This window comes from Pseudomonadota bacterium, from assembly GCA_023229365.1.
Classification (GTDB): domain Bacteria; phylum Myxococcota_A; class Polyangia; order JAAYKL01; family JAAYKL01; genus JALNZK01.
Genome location: JALNZK010000089.1, coordinates 1 through 22241 on the forward strand (window position 1 = coordinate 1; position 22241 = coordinate 22241).

At 66.9% G+C, this 22241-nt stretch carries 17 protein-coding genes and 1 pseudogene; 8 read left to right on the top strand and 10 right to left on the bottom strand.

Annotation, left to right across the window (positions count from 1 at the left end; all coding sequences use genetic code 11):
* Positions 1–1445: hypothetical protein (locus M0R80_23440; GenBank protein MCK9462585.1), on the top strand; the 1445-nt coding region annotated here is incomplete at its 5' end.
* Here M0R80_23440 and grpE read toward each other — a convergent pair.
* Positions 1446–2024, bottom strand: coding sequence for a nucleotide exchange factor GrpE (grpE, locus tag M0R80_23445; GenBank protein MCK9462586.1), 579 nt, complete (start codon positions 2022–2024; stop codon positions 1446–1448). It abuts the gene before it with no gap.
* A gap of 301 nt (positions 2025–2325) precedes the next feature.
* On the opposite strand from grpE, the gene M0R80_23450 reads away from it, so the two are divergent.
* The gene (locus M0R80_23450) at positions 2326–2748 is read left to right on the top strand and encodes a response regulator (protein ID MCK9462587.1); all 423 of its coding nucleotides are present in this window, start codon (positions 2326–2328) and stop codon (positions 2746–2748) included.
* A gap of 46 nt (positions 2749–2794) precedes the next feature.
* Positions 2795–3316, top strand: a complete 522-nt coding sequence (gene mobB, locus M0R80_23455; GenBank protein MCK9462588.1) for a molybdopterin-guanine dinucleotide biosynthesis protein B — start codon at positions 2795–2797, stop codon at positions 3314–3316.
* A gap of 22 nt (positions 3317–3338) precedes the next feature.
* On the opposite strand, the gene M0R80_23460 is transcribed toward mobB, so the two are convergent.
* Both M0R80_23460 and M0R80_23465 read right to left on the bottom strand, forming a co-directional pair.
* Positions 3339–4697: a B12-binding domain-containing radical SAM protein gene (locus M0R80_23460; GenBank protein ID MCK9462589.1), complete on the bottom strand. Its 1359-nt coding sequence runs from the start codon at positions 4695–4697 to the stop codon at positions 3339–3341.
* 34 nt (positions 4698–4731) lie between these two features.
* Positions 4732–5241: a TetR family transcriptional regulator C-terminal domain-containing protein gene (locus tag M0R80_23465; protein MCK9462590.1), complete on the bottom strand. Its 510-nt coding sequence runs from the start codon at positions 5239–5241 to the stop codon at positions 4732–4734.
* Between the two features lie 372 nt (positions 5242–5613).
* Between M0R80_23465 and M0R80_23470 the strand changes: the two genes are divergently transcribed.
* The 5 genes from M0R80_23470 (at position 5614) to M0R80_23490 (ending at position 16180) form a co-directional block, all read left to right on the top strand.
* The gene (locus tag M0R80_23470; protein ID MCK9462591.1) at positions 5614–6015 is read left to right on the top strand and encodes a hypothetical protein; all 402 of its coding nucleotides are present in this window, start codon (positions 5614–5616) and stop codon (positions 6013–6015) included.
* A gap of 138 nt (positions 6016–6153) precedes the next feature.
* Positions 6154–12369, top strand: a complete 6216-nt coding sequence (locus tag M0R80_23475) for a thrombospondin type 3 repeat-containing protein (protein ID MCK9462592.1) — start codon at positions 6154–6156, stop codon at positions 12367–12369.
* 9 nt (positions 12370–12378) lie between these two features.
* On the top strand, positions 12379–13671 hold the full coding sequence (locus tag M0R80_23480) for a hypothetical protein (protein ID MCK9462593.1): 1293 nt from the start codon (positions 12379–12381) through the stop codon (positions 13669–13671).
* 5 nt (positions 13672–13676) lie between these two features.
* On the top strand, positions 13677–14675 hold the full coding sequence (locus M0R80_23485) for a hypothetical protein (GenBank protein MCK9462594.1): 999 nt from the start codon (positions 13677–13679) through the stop codon (positions 14673–14675).
* Positions 14676–14791: 116 nt separating this feature from the next.
* Positions 14792–16180 carry a C39 family peptidase gene (locus tag M0R80_23490; protein MCK9462595.1) on the top strand — a complete coding sequence of 463 codons (1389 nt, stop codon included), beginning with the start codon at positions 14792–14794 and terminating at the stop codon, positions 16178–16180.
* An 18-nt stretch (positions 16181–16198) separates the two neighbouring features.
* On the opposite strand, the gene M0R80_23495 is transcribed toward M0R80_23490, so the two are convergent.
* The 7 genes and pseudogenes from M0R80_23495 to M0R80_23525 all read right to left on the bottom strand — a co-directional run bounded on the left by M0R80_23495 (position 16199) and on the right by M0R80_23525 (position 21035).
* Positions 16199–17080: a PEGA domain-containing protein gene (locus M0R80_23495; GenBank protein MCK9462596.1), complete on the bottom strand. Its 882-nt coding sequence runs from the start codon at positions 17078–17080 to the stop codon at positions 16199–16201.
* Positions 17081–17210: 130 nt separating this feature from the next.
* Positions 17211–17822, bottom strand: coding sequence for a hypothetical protein (locus M0R80_23500; GenBank protein MCK9462597.1), 612 nt, complete (start codon positions 17820–17822; stop codon positions 17211–17213).
* A gap of 87 nt (positions 17823–17909) precedes the next feature.
* The gene (locus M0R80_23505; GenBank protein ID MCK9462598.1) at positions 17910–18359 is read right to left on the bottom strand and encodes a YaiI/YqxD family protein; all 450 of its coding nucleotides are present in this window, start codon (positions 18357–18359) and stop codon (positions 17910–17912) included.
* Positions 18356–18853 carry a DUF3368 domain-containing protein gene (locus M0R80_23510; protein MCK9462599.1) on the bottom strand — a complete coding sequence of 166 codons (498 nt, stop codon included), beginning with the start codon at positions 18851–18853 and terminating at the stop codon, positions 18356–18358. Before M0R80_23510 ends, M0R80_23505 begins: the two co-directional genes overlap by 4 nt.
* Positions 18846–19100 carry a UPF0175 family protein gene (locus tag M0R80_23515; protein ID MCK9462600.1) on the bottom strand — a complete coding sequence of 85 codons (255 nt, stop codon included), beginning with the start codon at positions 19098–19100 and terminating at the stop codon, positions 18846–18848. Before M0R80_23515 ends, M0R80_23510 begins: the two co-directional genes overlap by 8 nt.
* A gap of 486 nt (positions 19101–19586) precedes the next feature.
* Positions 19587–20540: a hypothetical protein gene (locus tag M0R80_23520; GenBank protein MCK9462601.1), complete on the bottom strand. Its 954-nt coding sequence runs from the start codon at positions 20538–20540 to the stop codon at positions 19587–19589.
* Positions 20541–20552: 12 nt separating this feature from the next.
* A pseudogene (locus M0R80_23525) lies at positions 20553–21035 on the bottom strand (nucleotide-binding protein).
* Positions 21036–22241: the final 1206 nt, after the last annotated feature.

Below are 22241 nucleotides of genomic sequence, written 5' to 3' on the forward strand. Positions count from 1 at the left end.
TGGCCTCGGCGCCCAAGGTGAAGCGCGATGAGGCGTCCATGGGACGACGCCTCGCGACCGAGAAGCCGGAGCCAGCGACCGCCTCGCAGAAGGACACGCAGATCGCGGTCGGCAACCCGTACGCGGACGTCGAGGCCGACGGGTCGAAGATCTTCCGCCTCGCCACCTGCTCCGACGCCTCGCGCCGGCCGCTCTCGGAGCGCCGGATCCTGTGGTCCCGCAGGCTCGACGCGACCACCGGGGCCGCGGACTTCCTGCGCGTCTTCCGCGAGGCCGGGGAGCGGTGCGAGCTCATGACCTGGCGCGAGCGCAAGGCGCTGCTCGACCTCGTCGAGGGCAGGGCGGCGACGCCGACGGACGTCCAGCTCATGCTCGCGGCGTTCACGCAGTACCCGGCCGCGGCGAACTACCTGCGGCGCCGGATCACGCGGCGCGCGCTCGATCCGGAGGCGACGCTCGGCTATTGGTTCCCGTCCGGCGTGGACTGGTACTCCGTGCGGCGCGGGCTCGCGGCGCTCAGGACGCCCGCGGATCGCCTCGCCGAGGTGCGGCGCGTGCTCGAGGGGCGCGAGGACGATCCGTGGGGCCGCGCGCTGCTCGTCGAGGTGCTCGTGGGCGCCGACCTGACCGAGGAGGCGATGGCCGAGGCGCTCCGGCTCAAGCGCGACAGCCTCGCGAGCCCGGACGTCCTGAGCCTCCTGTGCGATCTCCAGGCCGAGGCGGGCGACGTGGCCGAGGCGCAGCGCACCTGCTCCGAGCTCGTGGAGTTCAACGCTTCGGATCCGAACGCGCGGCGCGCGCTCGGCGATCTCTTCCTGCGCCGCGGGTGGTACGAGGCCGCGTACCGGCAGTACCGCACGCTCGTCGACCGCATGAAGGACGATCCGCTGTCGCTCCTCAGGCTCGCGGCGTCGGCCGCGGGCATGGGCAAGGTGGACGAGGCGCTCCGGCTCGAGCGCAAGGTCGCCTCCGGCGAGGGCGAGCCGGGACCGACGGATCCGCGCAGGTTCGCGCAGATCGTGTCGGCCGTGCGCGTCGCCCGCATGCTCCTCGACGCCAAGGCGAAGAACGACGCGAAGCTCGCGGAGGCGCTCGCGCGCAACCTGAAGAAGACCCAGGCGTTCGGCCGGCCGATGACGATGACGATCCTCACCTGGGAGGACTACTCCGCGGATCTCGCGCTCGTGCTCGAGCGGGGCGGGGAGCCGCTGGCCGTGGCCGAGAAGATCGAGGCGCCGGCTGTCGGGCTCGTGGCGATGGACATCGGCAAGGCGACCCCGGCCGAGCTCGCGTCCAAGGTCGTGATGGAAGGCCTGCCCCTGCGCCGCGCCGTGGGCTTCTCGCTCTTCACCATCACGTTCGACGGCAAGGCGTTCGACATCGCGCGCGTGGACGGCGCGGTGAAGCGCGGTGAGCTCGAGGCCGTCATGGCCGGCGAGATCTGATCAGCCGGCCCTGCCCACCCCCACGCCGGCGGGGCGGAGCACGTCACCGCCGACGGCGTACCCCTCGCGGAACACCTTGACGACGACGCCGTCCAGCGCGGCCTCGTCCACGGAAATGAGCGCCTGGGCCTCGTGACGGGCCGGATCGAACCGCGCGCCGAGCGCCTCGACGCGTGCGGCGCCGTGCGCCGCGAGCTTCCGGAGGAGGAGATCGCGGACCAGCCCCACGCCCTCCGAGACGCTCCTCCCGCCGTCGGCCCCGGCCGCGCCCTCGGCGTCGAGCGCCCGGTCCAGGCCGTCCACCACCTCGAGCAGGTCGACCAGGAGGGCGCGCCGGTTCCTCTCGATCTCGCGGCCCGCCTCGCGCCGCGTCCGCTCCTGCACCGCGCCGATCTCGGCCGCGATCTCGTGGAGCTTCCTGTCCTTCTCGGCGAGCGCGCGCTCGAGCTGCTCGACGTACGCGGGCTTGGTCGCCGCGGGCGCGCCCGCGTCGATCTCGGCGATCGTTTCGTCGTCCATCGAGCTCGCGCGGCGGTCGACGAACGTGAAGCCCCTGGGTCCTGAGCTCGAATCGGCCATCGCGGACTACCTAATCAGCGGACCGCGGGGTGTCAAGCCTCGCCGGCCCGGGTGTTCAACCAGGGCGTGACCGACCTTTCACCGTTGAAAGCGCCGCCGCGAACGGGCGAAACGCCGGCGACGACGAAGGACGCCCTAGAGCGGTGTCAGGGCCGACACGGTCCCTGCCCGAGATCTGGAAAAAGATCCGTGTCGGCGAGGGGATGCCCGCCCCGTGCGTCGGGCGGGTCACGGTTGACCGCCCGTCGCGACCAGCGCTGGCACCGATGATGCACGACACCGCGCGGACCGGGAGGGCGTCATGAAGCAGCGGATACTCGTTGTCGAGAGCTCGGGATCCTTCAACCGCCGCGGGTCGTGCGCCTCCATGGTGGACGATCAGCGGTACCTCGTGGAGGTCGCGACCGACGGCGCGGGCGCGTTCGCGCGGATCTCCGCGCACCCACCGGCGCTGGTCATCCTGGACGCGCGCGCGTCCAAGTCGGCGAGCATCGATTGGTGCCGGCGCATCAAGGCCGACTCGATTTCGCGCGACGTGAAGGTGATCATGGTGACGTCCAGCGGCGAGTGGGGATGCGTGTTCGAGGCGTTCGCCGCGGGCTGCGACGACTACCTCGTCGAGCCGTTCGGCCGCCTCGAGCTCGAGCTCAAGATGAAGGAGCTCCTGAAGTTCTCGCACCTCCGCTCCAGCGTGTCCCGCGCCGTGGTGACCGGGAGGGTGTAGCCGGGCCTCTTGCATTTCGCCGGGTTTCAGCGCATCCAAGACCACGATGCCGAGGAAGATCCTATCGTTCGTCGCGCGGTCCGGGACCGGGAAGACGACGCTGCTCGAGAAGCTGATCGCGGAGCTGGAGCGCCGCGGGCGCAAGGTCGGCGCGATCAAGCACACCGTGCACGAGGTCGAGCTCGACAAGCCCGGCAAGGACAGCCACCGCTTCCTCGCGGCCGGCGCCCGCGCCGCGATCGTCGCCTCGGCCGGGAGGATCGCCTGCTTCGAGCGCCGCGCCGCCGAGACCCCGCTCGAGGAGCTCGCGGCGAGGCTCCCCGACGACCTGGAGATCGTGATCGCCGAGGGCTTCAAGCACGGGAGCTCGGCCAAGATCGAGCTGCACAGGAAGGCGCAAGGCGACGCGCTCCTCTGCCGCGGCGAGGCGGACGATCCAACGCTCGTGGCGGTCGTGAGCGACGTCCCGCTCTCGCTCGACGTCCCGGTGCTGCCGCTCGACGACGTGGGTGCCGTCGCGGACTTCGTGGAGGAGTGGTTCAAAGGAGGACCCTCGAAGGGGGGGTAGCCGATAGCGATAGGAGAGATCTTTAGAGGCTTGCGGAAGGTGGCTTGATATGGGCCTTGTTCCGGACGACGGTTTCGCTTGCCTTGAAGTTGTAGTAATTCCACAAGAAGTTGGTCAACGCGTTGGTCGGGCTGTGCGTATTCGCCAGAGTCTTGAACCCCCTCGCGAGTGACTTCCCCATGGTGGCCGTCGCCCGGTACACGTGGTGCTGCCCTCTCTCGAGCTCGTCGGCCGTCATGTTCTTGGGCCGGATGACCGTCTCGTAGCAGTGGTATCGCGACCAGTCATTGGGGAAGTCCGTATAAAGGAGTCGCCCCTCGCGGTGCATCTGCTCGAACAACCTGGTGCCCGGGAACGGCGTCATGATCGTGAACTGGCAGCCGTCTATTTCCGTCTCGTGGATGAACTCGATGGTCTTATCGAAAATATCCCGGGTGTCGCCATCGTTGCCGAGGATGAAGCCTCCGATGACGCCGATCCCGTGATCGTGCAGCTTCTGGATGACCCCCTTGAAGTTCCGGATCGTGGGCCTGAGGTTGACGCGCTTGTCCATGGACTCCAGCCCGGCGGACTCCACCGACTCGAAGCCGATGTAGAAGGTGTTGGCACCCGAGGCGGCCGCAGCGCGGAGCAACTCGTCGTTCTCGGCGATGTTGATGCAGGCCTGCGCGCCCCAGGACTTCCCGAGGTGCTTCATGCCCTCGAACAGCTGTAGAGCGCGATCCATCCCGCGCGTGCCCTGCCCCAAGATGCTGTCGTCGGCGATGAACAACCTGCTCTCCGAGAGATGCGCGAGCTCGTCGATGACCTCTCGGATCGGCCTGTACCGGGTCCTTCGACCGTTGAAGCTCGTCACAGAGCAGAAGTTGCAGTCGCACGGACAGCCTCGCGAGGTCTGCACCGACTGGATGAAGTACTTGTCGGCGAAGAGCTCTCGCCTCATCCTCGGCATGGTCTCCAGGGTTGGGAAGGTCTCGACCCGGTACGTGCTCTTCAGCTCCCCACGCTCGAAGTCCTCGAGTATCCCGGCCCATATCTCGTCGGCCTCGCCTATCACCACGGAGTCGGCGTGCAGGGACGCCTCCTGCGGCCTCACGGAGGCATGGATGCCGCCGAGGATCGTGCTGACACCGCGCCTCCTGAACTCCTGGAGGATCTGATAGGCCCTCGGCGCCTGGACCGTCGTGGAGGTCACCGCGACCAGGTCGGCCTGGGCGTTGAAATCGATCGTCTCCACGTTCTCGTCGATGATGGAAACCGCGTAGCTGTACGGCGTCCGGCTGGCCAGGACCCCGAGCCCCATGGGCGGCAGGGTGAGCATCTTCATCTGGCCGAAGACCGTCGAGCGTGTCGACGGATTGACGAAAAGGATTTTCTTCATCGCGTTGGGTGGCCTCTCGTGCGACTCGGGATGATCACGCATCCTCGGCTCTGGGCGCGCTCGCCTCGTTCTTCTTTTCGATACAGAACATCTCTACGACGAGCCGCCGGAGCCGGCTCGCGACCTGCTCGGGGGCCTCCTTCATCCCCTGCTCGACCCAGTCCCACAGCTGGACCTGATGCACTGCCATGACGCAGCGGGCCAACCGGTACGGGTCCTCGCGGATCACGACCCCTTGGTCCATCGCGGCTTGCAGGATCCTGGCATGCAGGTCGAGCCCCTCCCTGTACGCGACGAGCTGCTCGGCCGTCGCGCGGGTAGGGCCGATCCCCCAGGGATGCTCGAGGAGATGGATGCCCAGATAGTCCGGGTGCTCGAGGAGGTAGAGAATATAGGCGTCCAGCCCGCCGACCAGGCTCTCGAAGATGCTCGTCGCGTTGGCCGCGCCCGCGCGTGCGGCGTCGAGGAGCGCTGGGAGTCGGTGCGTGAGCACGGCGCTGTAGAGCTCGGACTTGCTGCCGAACACGCTGTAGATGGTCCCCACGGATACCCCGGCCTCGTCCGCGACGGTCTGGATCCGCGTGGCCTCGTATCCTCCCCGTGCAAAAGCTCGTTCGGCGGCTGAGAGGACCAGATCTCGATATGCCGCTTGCCTGGCACCGTGTAGTGGGCTCGAGGTGTTCTCCGTCATCGCCGATCTCCTGAATCGCTGTTCTTGGCCGTGAATATCGATTCGACACCGTGAACCACGATTCATGGCAACCATATCACTCGGTCTCCGTTGCGATCAAGGCCATGGACGACAGCGGGGCCAGGGACAGAGGAGACCGAAAGAATATCACGCTCACTTGCTCTCTTTTTGGGCTTGAGGTTCGCCCCGGCCCGTGCAGAATCGACCTCGACAAGGAGGGATTCCATGAGCGCGTTCCCGGAGCTCGAAGAGCACATCAAGACGCTCCCCTGCGTGGGCACCCGCAAGAAGGCGCTGCTCTTCAGCGAAAACTTCTACAAGCCGACCGGTGAGAAGATCGTCACCGGCTTCCGCTACTTCGCCTGCGACGTCGGGCCGGTGCAGGCCGCGGCCGCGGCGCTCGACCTGAACGCCCTGTGCGATCTCGAGTTCGCCCTCGACGAGGACGGCGACGTGGACACGAGCTCCGTGCTCGTGGACCTCGAGTACACGAAGTCCGGGTCGTTCGTCGCCGTGCAGGCGGCGGAGTACCGCGACCACAACCCGAAGCCGGTCATGGCGCCGGTGGTCGTCGAGGGCCGCCCGGATCTCGCGGCGCTGGTGCTCGAGCTCGATCAGAGCGCGTAGGCAAAGGCGGGCGGAGGCGGCGAAAAAAAAAAGACAGCCCCCTGCATTTTTTCGGCAACCTTTTTTCAAAACGGCCGATTCAGCTCCTGCGAGGTGGCCGTGGGCGAGCGTTTCCCACGGCACGCAAAGGAGCGAATCATGTCCCGACAACCGTTGTTCGTTCTCTCGATGGCGCTTTGCCTGGGCCTGGCGTTCTCGTCCGCGGCGCGGGCGGAGGGCGTGAAGCCGATCCGGATCACCTGCGACTCCGCGAGCGGCACGTTCGAGATCGCGTACCGGAGCCCGCAGGAGATCTGGGCGCTCCACCCCGACGACGACCGGGATCTCGACAAGGACACCCTGGTGGACGACGTCGAGCGTTACCTCGCGGGCGTCTTCGCGCCGGCCTTCCTCTTCGACAGCTTGGAGGACGGCGGCGACGACATCGACTGGCACGTCTTCACCGAGTGCGGTGAGCCGTTCACCCTCTGGCAGGTGACCCCGCTGACCAGCCCGGGCGTCTCGGACGACGGCGTGACCCCGATCTCCGAGATCCTGATCACCTACCAGTTCCTCTTCAACGTCGACGGCGGGTATCCGAAGGAATGCAACACCGGCTGCGATCCCGACGATCACGTCGGCGACAACGACTTCGTGAAGATCGTCGTCGGCTACAGGGACAACACGTTCTCCTTTCTCAGGACGAGCACGTTCAAGGAGACCGACAGCGAAGACGCGGTCACCATGTACTCCGATACCGGCGAGAGCTGGTACGGGGTCGACGCCACCGTCGACGACGACGAGCGGACGGAGAACTGGAGCTACTACGACGGCGACTGGGGCGACTGGAATCCGGCGGGGGTGTGGGAGGAGGCGCTGGGCCTCGCGGAGTGGGAGCTGGAGACGCAGTACCCGGTCGCGGATCCCGACGGGCTGCGCGAGATCGACTCGACGAACGCCGGCTGGCTCGCGTGCCACCCCGCGGTCTTCCTCTCGGCCGGGAAGCACCACAAGTACCTCCAGCGCTCGTCGAGCTGCTTCAAGTCTCCCTACAGCTCGTGGTGGGAGGGCGGAGGAGACGACGACAACGTCCTGGACGACAGAACGGATGGAAACTACTTTCGAGGCCCTCAAATAGGATCTCTCATCATTCCGGACGAGTCCCTGCAGGCGTTCCAGGGGGCCAACGTCGGCGAGATCCACACCCTGACGGATCCGGGAGTCCCGTACCTCGAGCCGTTCGATCCGCTGGATCCCTTCGCCGTCGAGACGAGGATGCTGGGGGACGGATACCTGGCGGATCACTTCTACGCCCAGAGCGACACGATGGCCGCGAACCCGGGGTGCGCAGCGTTCTACAACGATGCGTCGTGGCAGACGGAGCACGCGTGGAACGACGAGCACTTCCTCGGCGGCGAGGACACGGGATCGCTCGCGGGGAGGTGGAAGACGTATTCTCCCAGGAACATGAGCACCGAGATCTGTTCCCCCACGAACCCCGACTGGGGAGAAGTCCTCTGTGCGAAGGGAGCGTGCAAACCGTTTTTAGTGACCCCATTCTATGTGTGCGAGGACGAGCCGACCCCCATGGACTTCGACGGCGACGGGATCCACGAGAGGGAGTACCAGACGTACGAGATCTGGCTGACGACCTGGACGACGCCGACCTACGACAAGTGCCCGTTCGGCGACTACGGGAGCGACGAGGCGGAGATGAACGACGCCGATCTCGACGCGTGGGGAGACGCGTGCGACAACTGCCCCGAGAGGTACAATCCTTACCAGGAGGACGCCGACGGCGACGGCGTCGGGGACGCCTGCGACAACTGCCCCGCCGTGGCGAACTCGTCCGACAGGGATAGGAACGGCGACGGGCTCGTGAACTGGCTCGACCAGCTGGATCTCGACGGCGACGGGGCGATGGCGTGGTGCGACGCGATCGCGGATGAGACGACCTGCCCGCCGGGCGAGCACCCCTACGGCGGCGACCTCTGCGACACCGACCCGGACGGCGACAACGAGGGCCTGACCTGGTCGGAGCCCGAGGACTATCCCTCCTCCCGCACCCCGGTGATGGCGGATCCCGGGGAGATCCCGCAGGGCGACTGCGCGCCGTTCCTGTGGACGCTCACGCTGGACGGCGATGGCGACGGCGTCTGCGACGCGTACAACTTCATCTCTCAGAACCAGGGGGATTGGCTCCCGGAAGAGCTGAGCGTCGACGAGCTGGGACAAGAATGGATCCAGCCCGCGGACGGGTACCTCAGGCCGGCGAGCTCGTCGGAGCTGGGCTCGTCCCTCCTGGCGATCGACAGGAACAACGAGAGCTACCTCGCCCAGCGCTACAGGAGCGCGTGGCGGAGAGGGAACCTCCCGGGATACGGGGCGCCGCTGGGCAAGGTGATCGTCCTGCCCGTTGCCGAGAACGCCCACGCGAAGGAGTGCGAGTGTCCGTCCCAGGGGAGCACCGCCGAAATCGACTGCACGGAGTGTCCCGGGGAGCTCGGCTACGACTGGGAGGGCGACGGCGATGCTTCCGACGTGTTCTGGGGCGCCAGCGCCTGCCTGAAGAACGTGGTCGAAGCGTGGCGCTACTACTTCGGTCACTGGTCCGCGTCGTACGGCGAGGACATCGACGACGGCGTGCCGCTCTTCGAGTTCAACCGGGTGTACATGGAGATCGCCATGCCGGCCGAGCTCCGCGGAACCGATCTGGAGGAGCAGCTCACGCGCTCGCTCGACCCGGAGGCCTGCAAGGTCGACAACTGCGCGCGGTTCACGAAGCTGTCCGCGGGCTCGGTCGCGCCGCTGAGCGATTTCATCATGACGAACGACGGGGACCTGACGGAGGGAACGGCGAAGACGAAGCGCTGCATGACGCCAAACGTCGACCCGGGCGACGGCTCCACCGAGCTCGCGTGCGCCTACGACGACGAGGTGTCGCTCGCCTCGGAGGGCTACGATCAGTGGTTCCGCAACGGGTACGTGGCTCCCGGCGAGAAGGGGTGGGGCTTCCAGGCCGACTTCAACCACGACGGCATCGGGGACATGTGCTCGGACATGGTCGACGTCGACAACCTCGTCCAGGAGCACAACTGGATGAGCGCCACCGCCGACGTCTGGTACACCGCGGCCGCGTGGAACGACTACGCGGGATCGGGCGCGTTCGTCCTGCCGGCCTCAAAGACCCAGCCCGTCAAAGACGCGCTGACCGGCTTCGGCGTGAAGGCGAACGGCCTCTCGGGCGGCTTCCTGACGTCGGGCGAGCTCTTTGCGCTCTGCGACTGCGCGGACGGGCTGCACTGCGAGGTGAGGAAGGTCACACTGCTCGCGTCGCAGCGGCTCAGCTTCGACATGGTGGGGATGACGACCGCGCCGGTGCGCACCACGATGGGGGCGTGCTCGTGCGCTATACCCGAAGAATCGGACTGCTGGTCTGATCTCGGTTTGAAATGCGGTTTTCCGGAAGACCGCGGTTGGGACACCGCCGACGAAGATGATTTATATGAATATGAAGCAGCCGCACGAACAGTAGAGTACTTCGGAAGTGCAATGCGGCCCCGCTACCCGGGCTTCCGCTACGAGGCGAACCGCACCGCGCCGGCGAGCGCGGGCGATCCTGTCGACCCGGTCGTGGAGTACTGGAGCGGCAAGAAGAGCGCGAGCGTCTGCCGGAACGTCGGGTCGTTCTTCGACAGCTTCTTCGATTCGCTCGGGGGGTATACGTACAACCCGATGTGGGAGCTCCTCCCGCAGCTCGCGCTCGGCGCGTCGAGCTGGGACGAGGAGAAGGGCCGCCACGCGGCGGACGGCGTGCCGCGCACCGGGTGCCAGGAGATCTCGATGACCTACGGCGTCGGCGAGCACCGGAGCCTCGCGTGGCGCCACCTCGGGCAGCAGGAGCCGAACGACGACGACCCGTACGACGCCGTGGTGGAGTGGGATCACAAGTGGCACCTCGGGCACAAGACCAAGATGCGCCTCGCGGTCAAGCCGTACCCGCGCGGCACGGCGAACGCGTGCGGCGCCGACGGCGATTGTCCGAGCGCGGACTACAGGTGCTGGGACGGCGTTTGCGTCGACGTGATGCACGACGACGAGAACACGTACCTCGGCAGGGACGAATGGTACAGACAGTGGCACAGCGACGTGCCCGCGGCGCCGTGGGGCGAGGGCGCGTGGCCCGAGGATCTCGGCGAGCAGGACCGGCCGTTCACCGAGGCGCAGCTCGGAAGCCGGGAGGGCGTGGTGCTGTTGACGCAGGAGTGCGTCGCCGGCCCGCCGGCCGTCGCCGACGGCGTTCTGGTCGACGAATTCTGGGTGCACGACGGCTGCCCGGGGCTCTCGACCTGCTCGCCGCCGACCGACGCGACCTTCCTCTCCCGGGTGGTCGTGACAGGAAACGCGGCGAACGCGACGGAGCGCGCGATCTCCCGGCAGGACGGACGGCTGGAGACCCGGCCCTGGACCGGGCGCGTCGCGGGCGGGGCCGCGGGCTTCCCGGTCGCGGGGTTCGGCATGGCCCGCCTCCACACGGCTGCGCCGAACGGCGGCGAGCGCGTGCTCGACGTCGTGGTCGGCGGCACGCTGTCCGACGGCAGGCCGTCGGCCGCGGTGTGGATCCGGGACAGCGCGACCGCGGCCCGATCGTTCGTCCGCCACGCGGTCTCGGGCCCGGCGCTCGTCGCGCCGCGCCTTTTCGCGAATTTCTCCGACGGCCGGCTCTATGTGCTCGGCGACGCGGCGAGCGGCCGCGCCTGGGAGCTCGCCGGGCTGTACGAAGGGCGGCCGCGGTGGGTGGGCACGTGGGCGGGCAGCCCCAACGGGTTGGCGGTCGACGCGCAGGCCGTGGCGGTCGATCCGCAACGCGGGCGCGCGTACCTCCTTTCTTCGTCCGGCGGCGCGCTCGGGATCTCGGTGTTCCACGTCGCGGGCGGCGGGCCCGCGGTCGACGCGATCCCGACGGCCGGCGCGGCGCCCGCGGCGCGGCGCGGCATGGCGACCGCGTTCGTGGCCGAGGAGGGGCGGGTCTTCGTGTACGGCGGCGTCGACGCGCAGGGACGAAGGCTCCACGACCTGTGGAGCTTCGACACCGCGAGGCGGAGCTGGACGCGGCTCGCGGCGGGCACCGGCGACCTGCCGGCGCGCGACGGGGCCGCGATGCTCGCCGGCTCCGGCGGCAAGCTCTACCTGACGGGCGGCAGGGACGCGTTCGGCCCCGCGACCCGCCCGGTCGTGTGGGCGCTCGACACCGCGGCGGCGGCGCCCGTCTGGCGCGTGCAGAGCGTCGGCGCGCCGCGGCAGCTCCTCGTCGGCGGGCGGCCGCTGCGCGACACGTACCGCGCCGGCGAGCCCGCCGTGTTTCGGCTCGACCTCCTCGCGCCGCCCGGCCGCCGGGGCACGCCGGTCCAGGTGCGGCTCTCCGACGCGAGCGGCAAGCTGATGCTCGCGGCGATCGCCGCGGGCTCGGGCACGCGCCCGATGGTGACGCGAGGCGCCGGGGGAGGTACGCTCAGCCTCACGATGCAAAGGGGGGAGGAGTGGTACCTCATCATCGGCCCGAGGCTCGACGAGCCCGTGCCGGGCGACGACCGCGCGTTTTCCCTGACCGGGCGGGCCGCGCGATCCAGAAAGGCGATGGCGACGCTCGAGGGCTCGTCGCAGGCGCGGTTCGACGCGTCCGGGAGCACGGCGCTCGTCGCCGACTGGAGCCGGCTCGCGGTGCTCCTCCGGAAGGGCGACGGGATGGTCGCGGCCGCGAGCGTCCCGACCGCCGCCGCGGTGGACGTGGTGATCGACGGCGCGACCGCGTACGTCGCCGACCTCGAGGAGGGGCTGCGCGTGATCGACGTCGGCGTGCCCGAGGCGCCGCGCTCTCTGGGCTACGAGATCGCGCTCGGGAACCCGGGCTCGATCGCCAAGCTGGGCGACCGGGTCTACCTCGGCTGCGGGCCGCACGGCGTGCAGGTGATCGACGTGGGCGATCCGACGGCGCCGCGGTGGGTGGACACCGTGTCCCCGGACGGGGCGGTCGTCGACGTGTCCGCGTCCGGCGACCTCCTGTCCGTGAGCCTGGCGGACGGAGCGGTCGAGCTGTACGAAGCCGACGAGGCCGGCTCGCTGAGCAGGGTGGGCCGGTACCGGTCGGCCGGCTGGATCGAGGACACGCGGCTCACCGGCGGCGAGCTGCACGTGGTGTCGAGCACCGGCCTCGTCGAGATCGTCGACCTCGCGGAGCGGGCGCGCCCCGTGCTGAAGGGGATGGACAACGAGGGCGGGGCGCGCGTGACGCGGCGGTTCGGCGCCGACTTCGCGGTGCAGAGGAGCGCGCTCGGCGGCGTGGAGATCGTGCCGGTCGAGCCGGAAGGGGAATAGGAGCGGACGATGCGACGACACTTTTCGATGATCGTTCTCGGGATCGCCGTGCTCGGGGCCGCGTGCCCGTCGTGCGGCGGCGGGGGCGGCGGCTCCGGGGACGCGGACACGGATGCGGACACGGATACGGATACGGATTCGGATACGGATTTGGACACGGACTCGGATACGGATTCGGATACGGATACGGATTCAGATTCCGATACGGACACGGACACCGACGCGGACACGGATTCGGACACCGAGCCGGAGCTCCCTTCCTATTGCCAGGTGCTGTCGCCCGTCAATTCGCTCGACTTCGGTTGGACCGGGCGTTTCGCCATGAGCGATGACCACCTGACCTGGAGATGGTTGGACTTCGGTGCCGACCCGACCGAATCCGTCCTCATGGTGCGCACGCTTTCGACCGGAGAGCAGTGGGAGCTTCTCCGGGAGCCGTACCCGGAGGTCGTCAACCGCCCGTCCATTTTCGGGGACAACGTCTGTTTCGACAGGAATTCGGACACCGTTCTCGACGTGTTCCGGGTTGGGCTCGGGGATGTCGAAGAGACGCTCGTCGCCTCCAGTGAATACACCGAGTCGGAGTGCGCCGGAGGTCAGGACGGCGTTCTCTACAAGATCGGCGGCGACGACTACTACGGCGGTCTTCGATACATCGACTACTCCACGTCAAACATGATCTCGGTTTATGAAGCGCCCGGAACGGCAATCAACGACATCATGTTCGACGGGGTGAGATGGGTCGCCTACACCGAGTATGTCGGCGGGTCGGAAGAGTACATCTACAAGTTCGATCTCTCTGACACTGCGGCAGGCGTCCAGCCGGTGGATCCGGGGAACATCCAGGTCGAGGGCGCGGACATCAGCGACGTGGCGCAGGCGCTCGTCGCCGGGGCGTTCGTCCCCGGCGAGACCGACAACCTGGACCTCGTGCGGTGGGATCTGGAGACGAACGACCGCACCGTCCTCCTGAGCGAGCCGTGGGATCAGCTGCTGCCGGACACGAGCGGGCACGCGGTCGTGTACCTCGATTCGAACCCCGCGGGGCAGTACTGGTTCGCGGAGTACCGGTGCGACGTGCGGGTCATCGACATGGAGACCGGCGCCGTGCGGACCGTGATGCCGCTCGACGCGTACTTCGGCCCGTCGATCTGGGGGCACTACGTGACCGTGAACAACTACGGCACCTGGGGCGACAGCCTCGTCCTCTGTGATCTCGAAGAGGGCGGGCTCATGGACGAAGGCGGCCACGTCATCCCCGAGGTGAGCGATCCCGACGCGGGCGCGGACGCGGGGGAGTGAACATCATGAGAGCACACCGAATCGTTCTCGGGCTCGCGTTGATCGCTTTGCCGCGCCTCGCGACCGCGGCTGTCGTGGTGGCCGAACCGACCGGCGACGCGGACGCCGCGTTCCTCACCGAGCTGAAGGCGTCGCTCGAGGCGGTCGCGGCCGAGGTCGCACCCGACGTCGACGCCGAGCTGCGGTCGAGCGCGGCGTTCACCGACGCGGGCGCCGAGCTCGTCGTGGAGCTCGTGCTGAACGACGGGAGCGATCTCATTCGCGAGACGCGCACCGCTTCGAGGGCGAGCGCGCTCTCCCAGGCGCGGGCCATGGCGCGGGCGGCGATCAAGACGTTCGTGGACTCGTCGTCAGCAGCGACGGGACCGAGGGTTCAGACGCCCGTGGCGGCGGAGACAACCGTTTCTCGACCCGAGGAGGTGGAACCCCCGCCAGAACCCCCGAAGCCGCCGCCGTTGCCCGAGAAGTACAGCCGCCGTAAAGCGATGCAGTTGAGCCTCTGGCCCACGGTGATCCTCGTAACCGCGGGAGGCGGGCTATCCATGCTCTTCATGGTAGAGGAGACCTTCGGCTTTCCTGGTCTCGGCATCGGCGCCCTCGGCCTCGTTCTCGGCCCGTCGGTCGGATACCTCTGGCTCGGCCGCGCGTCGCACGCCATGGGGATGGCCGGTCTTCGCTTGGCCGCCGTCGGAACCGGGATAGCGTTCATGGCGGCGTATGTTTCCACTTTCAGTTGGGGAGATGACTGCACCAGCGAAAACGGCACTCAGGTGTGCGAAACCGAAGGGCGATCCCATCCGGGTTTTCTCGTCGTCTCGATTATCGGTATCACGGCTGCGGTTGTCGGCGCCTTCGTCGACGCGGCCCTGGTGGGCCGGGCCGCGGATCGCGCCAACGCCGAGTGGAGAGAGAAGAACAAACCGCAGATCCAGGTCGCCCCGATGGCGTGGTCGAACGGCAACGGCGACAGGTCGTACGGACTGGCGGTGAGCGGATCGTTCTAGAGATTTTTTGAAGACGCGATCGCGAGGTTGAGGAAGCAAGCCCGGGCAGAGCGCTAGAAAAGAACACAACAAGGCCGCAGAGAAAGGGAGGCAAGATGAGACATCTTCCGGTTCCAATGGCGAGGTTTACCCTCGCGACGGTGGTCATGTTCGCCCTGTCGGCGTGCGCCGCCGAGAGCGAGCACATCGACGAGGAGACCGCGCTCGCGATCATCGCGCCCGACGAGGGCGACGACGTGGCCGTGGCGCGCCGCGCGCTCGGGTTGGCGGTGGCGCTGCGCGAGCTCGCCGCCATGCGGGGCAACGAGCCGGCGTGGGGCGAGGTGACGACGATCACGGACGCGTTCCCGCTCTACCTGTCGGGCGCGGAGACGCCGTCCTACTACGAGTACAAGGTGACGACCGGAGGCGAGGACGCGGGCTACATCGTCGTGAACGTGGACCGGACCGACATCCTCGTGATCGAGGCGGCGGTCGCGGGAAGGACGCTCACCGAGACCTACCGCGCGGCGACCGGGCGGTCCGACCTCCGCGTCGTCCGCTACGACTGGTTCGCGAGCAGCGCGAAGGACGGCGACGAGGTCGTCGCGGCGGTCGGCTTCGACGGGTCCTTCGAGGTCCGCCCGATCGGCGCCGGTGGCGATCTCGCGTCGAAGGTCCTCGCGCTCGACGCGGAGCACGCGGCGCACGTCGAGGAGAACGGCTGCGCGCGCACGCAGACCCGAGAGTCGCTCGAGGCCTACTACGGCAACTCGCAGATCTCGCAGCTCGAGATCACGCAGGACGAGCTCGACGGCGGCGACTTCATCGACTACCTGAACGAGACGGTGCCGATCTCGGGCTCGTGGGAGTACGAGCACCTCGACCACTCCTTCTCTTGGCCGTGGCACATGCCGCACTGGTACCAGCCCGCCGGCGTCGGCGGCTACCCCGTCGGGTGCGGCCCCGTGGCGTGGGCGATGGTGTACGCGTACTGGAAGCAGTTCCACGGCAAGGGAAACCTCTTCTTCGGGATGGATCTCTCCACCAAGTGGCACCCGGCCGACTGCGATCCGTACCGCGACAACGCGATCTACTACGGGATGTGGGAGCTCGCCGAGCTCGTCGAGACGGTCTACGGCGGCTCCGGCGACGACAAGTGGGGGATGACCTACCCCTGGAAGATGGACCAGGGCACCGCGTACGCCCAGGCGCGCGGCTACCCCTTCACGACGTGCGAGGAGGACTCGGGCACCGAGTGGAGCAAGTTCCAGGAGATCGAGGACGAGATCGCCGCGGACCGCCCGGCGATCCTGCGGATCAACGCCGACGGCACGGGGGCGGGCGATCACTACGTCGCCATCGAGGGCACGCGCCACCTCGAGCAGGTCGGCCTGGACAGCCTCGGCTACCGCGCGAACTACGGCTGGTGGGGCAAGGCCTCGCCGGTGTGGATCTACGTGCAGAGCGCGCCATCCGGCGGCGAGTACCACTCGGCGTTCAACGCGTACTACATCCACATGTAGAGTTCGGCTCGCGGCTGATCAGATCCGGAGCACGACCGCGACGCTCGGCGAGTACAGCACTCCGAACGCCCGCTCGCAGAACAGTTCGACGCCGAGAAGGTCGAGCCGGACCTCGACCCAGTCGCCGAGGAAGAACGCGAAGCCGCCGCGGAGCGTCATGGTAAAGGTAGCCCGATAATGGTCGCACGATCCGCAACCACTTACTCCGCAATCGTCGGGGTCATAGACGCAAAAGTTATGAAGGAAGACACCCGGCTGGAAGCTGCCGGCCCAGTAGACGTGCGGGGTGCGGACCGGCGCGAGGAGCCGCAACTCCGCGGCGAGCTGCGGTCCCACCCCTGCGGATTTTTCCGCGATGTCGCTCTCGGATCGGGACAGCGGGCGGGAGTTGGTCCAGAACGGGAACGACACCACGTACGGATGGACGACGAGCCCGAGCTCCCACCAGACGGAGTCGCCCGGCATCTTGAAGCCGATGTCGATGCTCGGGAAAGGACCGAACTTCACCATGCTCCCGTAGATGTCATCTAGAAACGAGCCACCGACCCCGACAGAGTAGGAAACGCCGACGTAGAAATGCCCGACGTTGGGCTGTCCCTCGGGCACCATCTCGATCCGTATCGTGCGTGTCTTCTGCGGCCAGATCCGCGTCTTGACGGTCTCCGACCAGTAACCCGCGCCCTCGGCGCGAACCTCGTACACGCCCGCCGCCACGATCCCCTCCCACGGCGCCTCGCCGACGCGCAGTCCGTCAACGTAGACGATCACCCCCTTCAACTCGACGTGCTCGTCCTCGAGCCGGACGATCAGCGCCGCCTCCTCCGCAGCCTCTGCGGCGGATCCGTAGAGGAGGAGGAGTGCGACGGATGCATGGGCAATCCGTTTCACGACCAGGTTCATGGAGTCATTGTACGGGAAAAGAGGACAGTCCGTAGTGTTACGTTGCTCTCCCGAACGCACGCCGTCAGGCGGCGAGTATCACTCGGCGTTCAACGCGTACTACATACACATGTAGAGAACGGTTCTTCTGCTATTCGCCCTCGGCGAGCGCCGCGCAGTATGAGTGCTCGATCAGGTCCGCGTTGCTGACGTAGCCGCAGACCTCGTCCGGGAGCCCGTACGACGCGACGAGCGCCGCCATCTCGTCGTTGTCCGGAAAACCCGCGTAGACGAAGTCGGACTCGAAGATGTCGCCTATCACACAGGTGGCGCCGATGCACTCCCTCGGTCCGAAGCCTGAGCCCGGCGTCGTGTCCTCCGTTCGCCGGCACTCGATCGACTCCCCCTCGTCCCAGGAGAGGACGAGGACGTCGTGCTCCCAGTAGCTGTCGAAAACCATGCAGCCGTACCCCTGGTCCACCTCGAGGAGCGTCGAGAACGTGTAGACGCCCGCATCCTCGTCGAACCACTCCCAGCTCCACTGCAGCGGGGTCACGGTGAAGTCGCCGCAGGTCTCCCCCGTGCCGCCGTCGCCGTCGGTGTCCGTGTCGGTGTCCGTGTCGGTGTCCGTGTCCGCGTCGGTGTCCGTGTCGGCATCGGTGTCCGTTCCCCCGTCGCCACCACCGGCGTCATCGCCGCACGCCGTCAGTCCGAGCACCGCGACACAGAGCGCCAGCCAAACGAGCATCACTATGGAACGCATGGAACCCCCCTTTTGTTTTGTCAGGACGAATCCAGAATAGACGCGGGCGGGGAAAGCTACAAGAGACGCGGGGCTCACGCTCCCCGCTCAACCCCGCCTCCGCAGGGCCTGGATGACCTCGTCGAGCCGGTGCAGGAAGCGCGAACGGTCCTTCTTCTCGAAGGGCGCGGGGCCGCCCGTGTTGACGCCCGATTCGCGCAGGTACGCCATGAGCTCCCGGCTCCCCATGGCGTCGCCGATGGTCTCGGGCGTCAGCTCCTTGCCCTTGAAGTCGATGACGCGCGCGCCCCGCTCGAGGCAGCGCGACGCGAGGGGGATGTCGCCGGAGATCACGATGTCCCCCTCGGTGACGCGGGCCGCGATCCAGTCGTCCGCGGCGTCGAGCCCCGCGCCGACGACCACCCGCTCCACGTTCTCGCCTGGGGGCAGGCTCAGCCGCGTGTTGGCCACCACGCTCACCTGCACGCCGTAGCGCCCCGCCACGCGCAGCGCTTCCGGCTTCACGGGGCAGCCGTCCGCATCCACGAAGATCCTCAATCGGGCTCGCTCTCGCTCGCGAGACGGAGCGCCGCTTCGAGGACCTCGGGACCGACGAGCAGGCCCGCGGCCTGGACCTCGTCGAGGACCGGCGCCAGTCGGCCGATCCGTCCCTCGCGCTTGGCGAGGAGCAGCACACCGATCACGCCGCGCACCGGCACGCGGAGCGCATGGGCGCACTTCCTCGCCGCCAGATCGTCGATGATGGCCTCGTAGCCCGGGTTCCCCGCGGCCCAGGCGAGGACGTGGCTCTCGCCCAGCCCGAGATCCCAGGCGGCGACTACAGGATCCACGGGGCCGACATCGCGAACCCATGTGCGTCCTTCGCCTGCGAGCCAGCGCACGGCCGGGTCGTCTGCCGGTCCGCGCGCCACCTCACGGACCACGGCGTCAGGTACGACGACCGTCTCCGCGAGGTCGGTGAGGAGCGGCAGTCTGTTCACCTTGCCGAGGACGATGAGCGGCGACGAGTTGACGACCCAGAGTCTACCCACGGGCGAGTTCCTCGGCCATTTCCTCGGGGGTGGTCTGGAACGGAGACACCTTGAAGCGGCTGAGCGCCTCCAGGAACTCGTGGCGCGTCACGCCCGCAACCTCAGCGCCCTTGGACTGGGACACGAGACCCAGTTCGTACCACTTCACCGCGGCGGCGAGCCGCATCTCCCTGGCGAACGCCTCGGGTGCGACACGGAGCGCGGAGAACGCGCTCTCGGGAAGATCGAGGGATATGTGGACTGACATGGTCACCCTCCTTAGGGTGATCATAGCATGGCGACCAGCAGAGAGTGGCAGGCAAAAACCCGACCTCCACGGCCGGGCCGGGACTCGACGTGGGCGGCAACGCCTTCGTCATGCGCACCTCTCTCCCGGTTCGGTGAGCGGCGCTGTCGCGGTGCTCGACGAGGTCGACGGCGTTCAAAGTGGGCCACAGATGGGCCACGGGAGTGAGGTGGCTTGCTAAACCCCTGGAATTACTGTGACCCCGACGGGACTCGAACCTGAAAAACGCGAATCAGCGCAAAGCTAGGCGGTATGCGGGTCAGCCGACCAAAACCGCGCCGTTTCAAGGAATTCGAGTTCCCTTCCTATGCCGTCCTATGCCTCGATGTTCCGCGCATGGATGCAAAAAAAGGGCACTAGATGGGCACGGAAATATCGGGTCCTCAACGCTCCGCGGAGTTGCTGTGCTCAGGCGGAAGGGCTCGGCGCCGGTCCTGGGCCTGACGGTCATCGCTGCTGCGCCCAGGCGTCGAACGCCTCCTTGCTGGCCGAGAGATCCAGGTAGCGCAACCGGAATGCTTCGAGCCAGCCGGCGTGTCCGCCGTCGAGGTCGAGGGTGGCGATCCAGTCCACAAGCCGGTTAAGCGGCATGTCGACGAAGGTGCCGTCGCCCGGCTGCAGCAGGCCTTGGTAGCTCCTCGCGCTGTCGGCGCAGTTCTTGTCGCCGGGGTGGCGGAGGAGCATCAGTCTGCCGCGGGAGTAAGGGGAGGCCGGGTGATCGAGAGTCGCGATGGCGAGCAGGTGATCGCGCCAGAGTTGATTGTGCCGGATCTCGAGTAGGCGTCCGATCACACCATCCCGCCAGGGCGAGTTCGGTCCCCTCATCCAGCGGTGGTACTCGGCGGTGTCGTAGACCTTCGGCGAGAAGGGCTCGGTCAGCTTCGTCTCGATGCCCAGGAAGGCCGGGCGGTCGTCATGGCCGACGTACTCGATGAACGCGTCGAAGGCGGTGCGGTCGTTCAGGTACTCGGCCTTCGGCTCCGGCGCGTGCTCTACCACGACGCGTGTCACGCGTTTCACCTCCCCGGGGAACAGCGCGTCCATCAGCCGGGTGGCCAGATCCAGGTGGAGCCCCAGGTGACCGAAGAGGTTGAAACAGAGCGGTTGGGACGAAAGCATGTTCCGCATGAGCCGGAACTCCTCAATCAACCCCCCGGCCTCGGCGAGGCGCCTTTGCACCGCGGCGAAGATGTCGGGCGTCAGGAAGTTCAGGCCCTTCTCGGCGTCCTCGGCCGTGAGCATGTTGCCGTACTCTGTTTTCGAGCCGGGGGACGGACCCCTTCCGAAGGGGGCCCCCAGCACGGTCGCCCGATACCAGCTCTGGTGGAAGCGCATCCTTTTAGCGAACGCTTTGTCCCCGGAAGACTGCGGTCCGTAGTCGGACGTGGTTGGCATCTTCATGTCGCTGTTCTCCTAGAGCTTGTTCATGTCGACATCGAGCCCAGCCGCCTTCATCTCCTTGGCGAGATCGGTTTGCCAGCCGGAGTCATCCATCGATTTCCAGATCACACCGCTGTAGTCGGTGGGTATTTCGATGTTCCCCTTCTTGAGAGCGCAGACCTTCCTGCGACCAAGCTTCCCCATGAAGTAGCCCAACTCCAGTACGACATTTTGTCTCGCTCTCTCTTGTAGGATCCTCGCAGCTCTGACTTCATGCTCCTTCGTAGAGAACGGCCAGTGTGGCAGCGTGCTTTTAGCAGCTCCCACATCATCTGGAGTCAGTAGAACGACAGCGAAGGCAACATCGCTGTTGGCCTCGAATTTCTCGACGATGGTCTGACCCTGGTCCGGCTGTTCGTGGAGGATGATCGGTTCGAGGTCGAGCCGAGAAAGGAATCGAGCTACCGCTTCTCTGGCACTGTCGTCGTGACCGTGAACGACGAACACCTTCTTGGTTTCTGTGGCCATCTGTGCAACCTCCCGGTCTTCCATCTCCTTCTGCTGCTCGTCGAGGTAGTTCAGAAGACCATCAAGAGAATCGATCCCATCGAGATCTAGCAGACGCTGCCGCGTCGAAATGAACTGCTCGCCTTGGCGGCTGTTGGAGTAGTAGAGGAGGGGCACGGTCGTGTGCGTGAGATCGGCCAGCCGCACGACGTCCTCCTCGCTCAGTTCAGCTCCCTCTGCAACATCGGCGATGCTCACCTCGCTCGGAGCCTTCTTGTCGAGATAGAGGTCGCGAACGGAACGCGTCACTTTCCAGAATGAAAGAAGATCTTCATCCGTCTCGGGGCGAAGAGCCAGAAGCCCGCCGAATCGCGGCTTGATGGGCTGGGGAGGATCTGCATAGACGCGTGCATCATCGAATACCTCTTGGGGCATGGACTCCCAGGCATCCAGAGGATTTTCGACGACTCCCACGTGATGCAGAACGACGTCGAGGGCGGCTGGGGCTCCATCTGGAGTCCGCCATCGTCGAATGCACCAGACCGCCATCTTCCTCTGGCCGGGGGTGAGGCCGTCCTTGAGTGTTGCGTGTTTGTAGTCCCTCCTGCGAGAGGCGAAGTCTGTGATCGATTTGAGGCCAATGTAGCGAATGCAGTTGGGTCCGAGCTCCACGATCCAGTGGCCATCCTTGTCCGAGCTAGAAACACCACCGAGGGTACTGATCCAGTCTCTGTAGATTTCGCCGTACCGGCGCAGCTTCTCTTGGCTCCAGTCGTTCGCAATCGCGGCCAGATGCGCGTCATTGACCACTGGCCTGCCCTTCGGATCTTCCAGGTATCGCTCGACCGACTGGTTCACCAGAGCGACAAAATGGGCCATCCATTCGGCGGAGCCTTTGGCGGCCTGCAAGCCCAGTATCGTAAGCTCGATCTTGTCACCCCATCCCTTGATATAGGGGGCGAGCTTATTCGATTCGATTTCGTTGTAATCAAACCCCTCGGAACGGAGGGTCATCTTGACCTGGACCGGTTCCGGCCAGTCGTTTTCTTTCAACCAGTGGTTGTGGGCTAGGTCGATGATCCGCTGGTGAACCGGCTCGAGCTTCGCCGATTCGTTTGCACCATCTGTGTCTCGATGAGCCATCAGTCCACCCGGCCGCGTCGAGCTTCGGATCGATGCGCCGCTTGCGGGGTCCTCTTTTCGCTCTCGTGCACC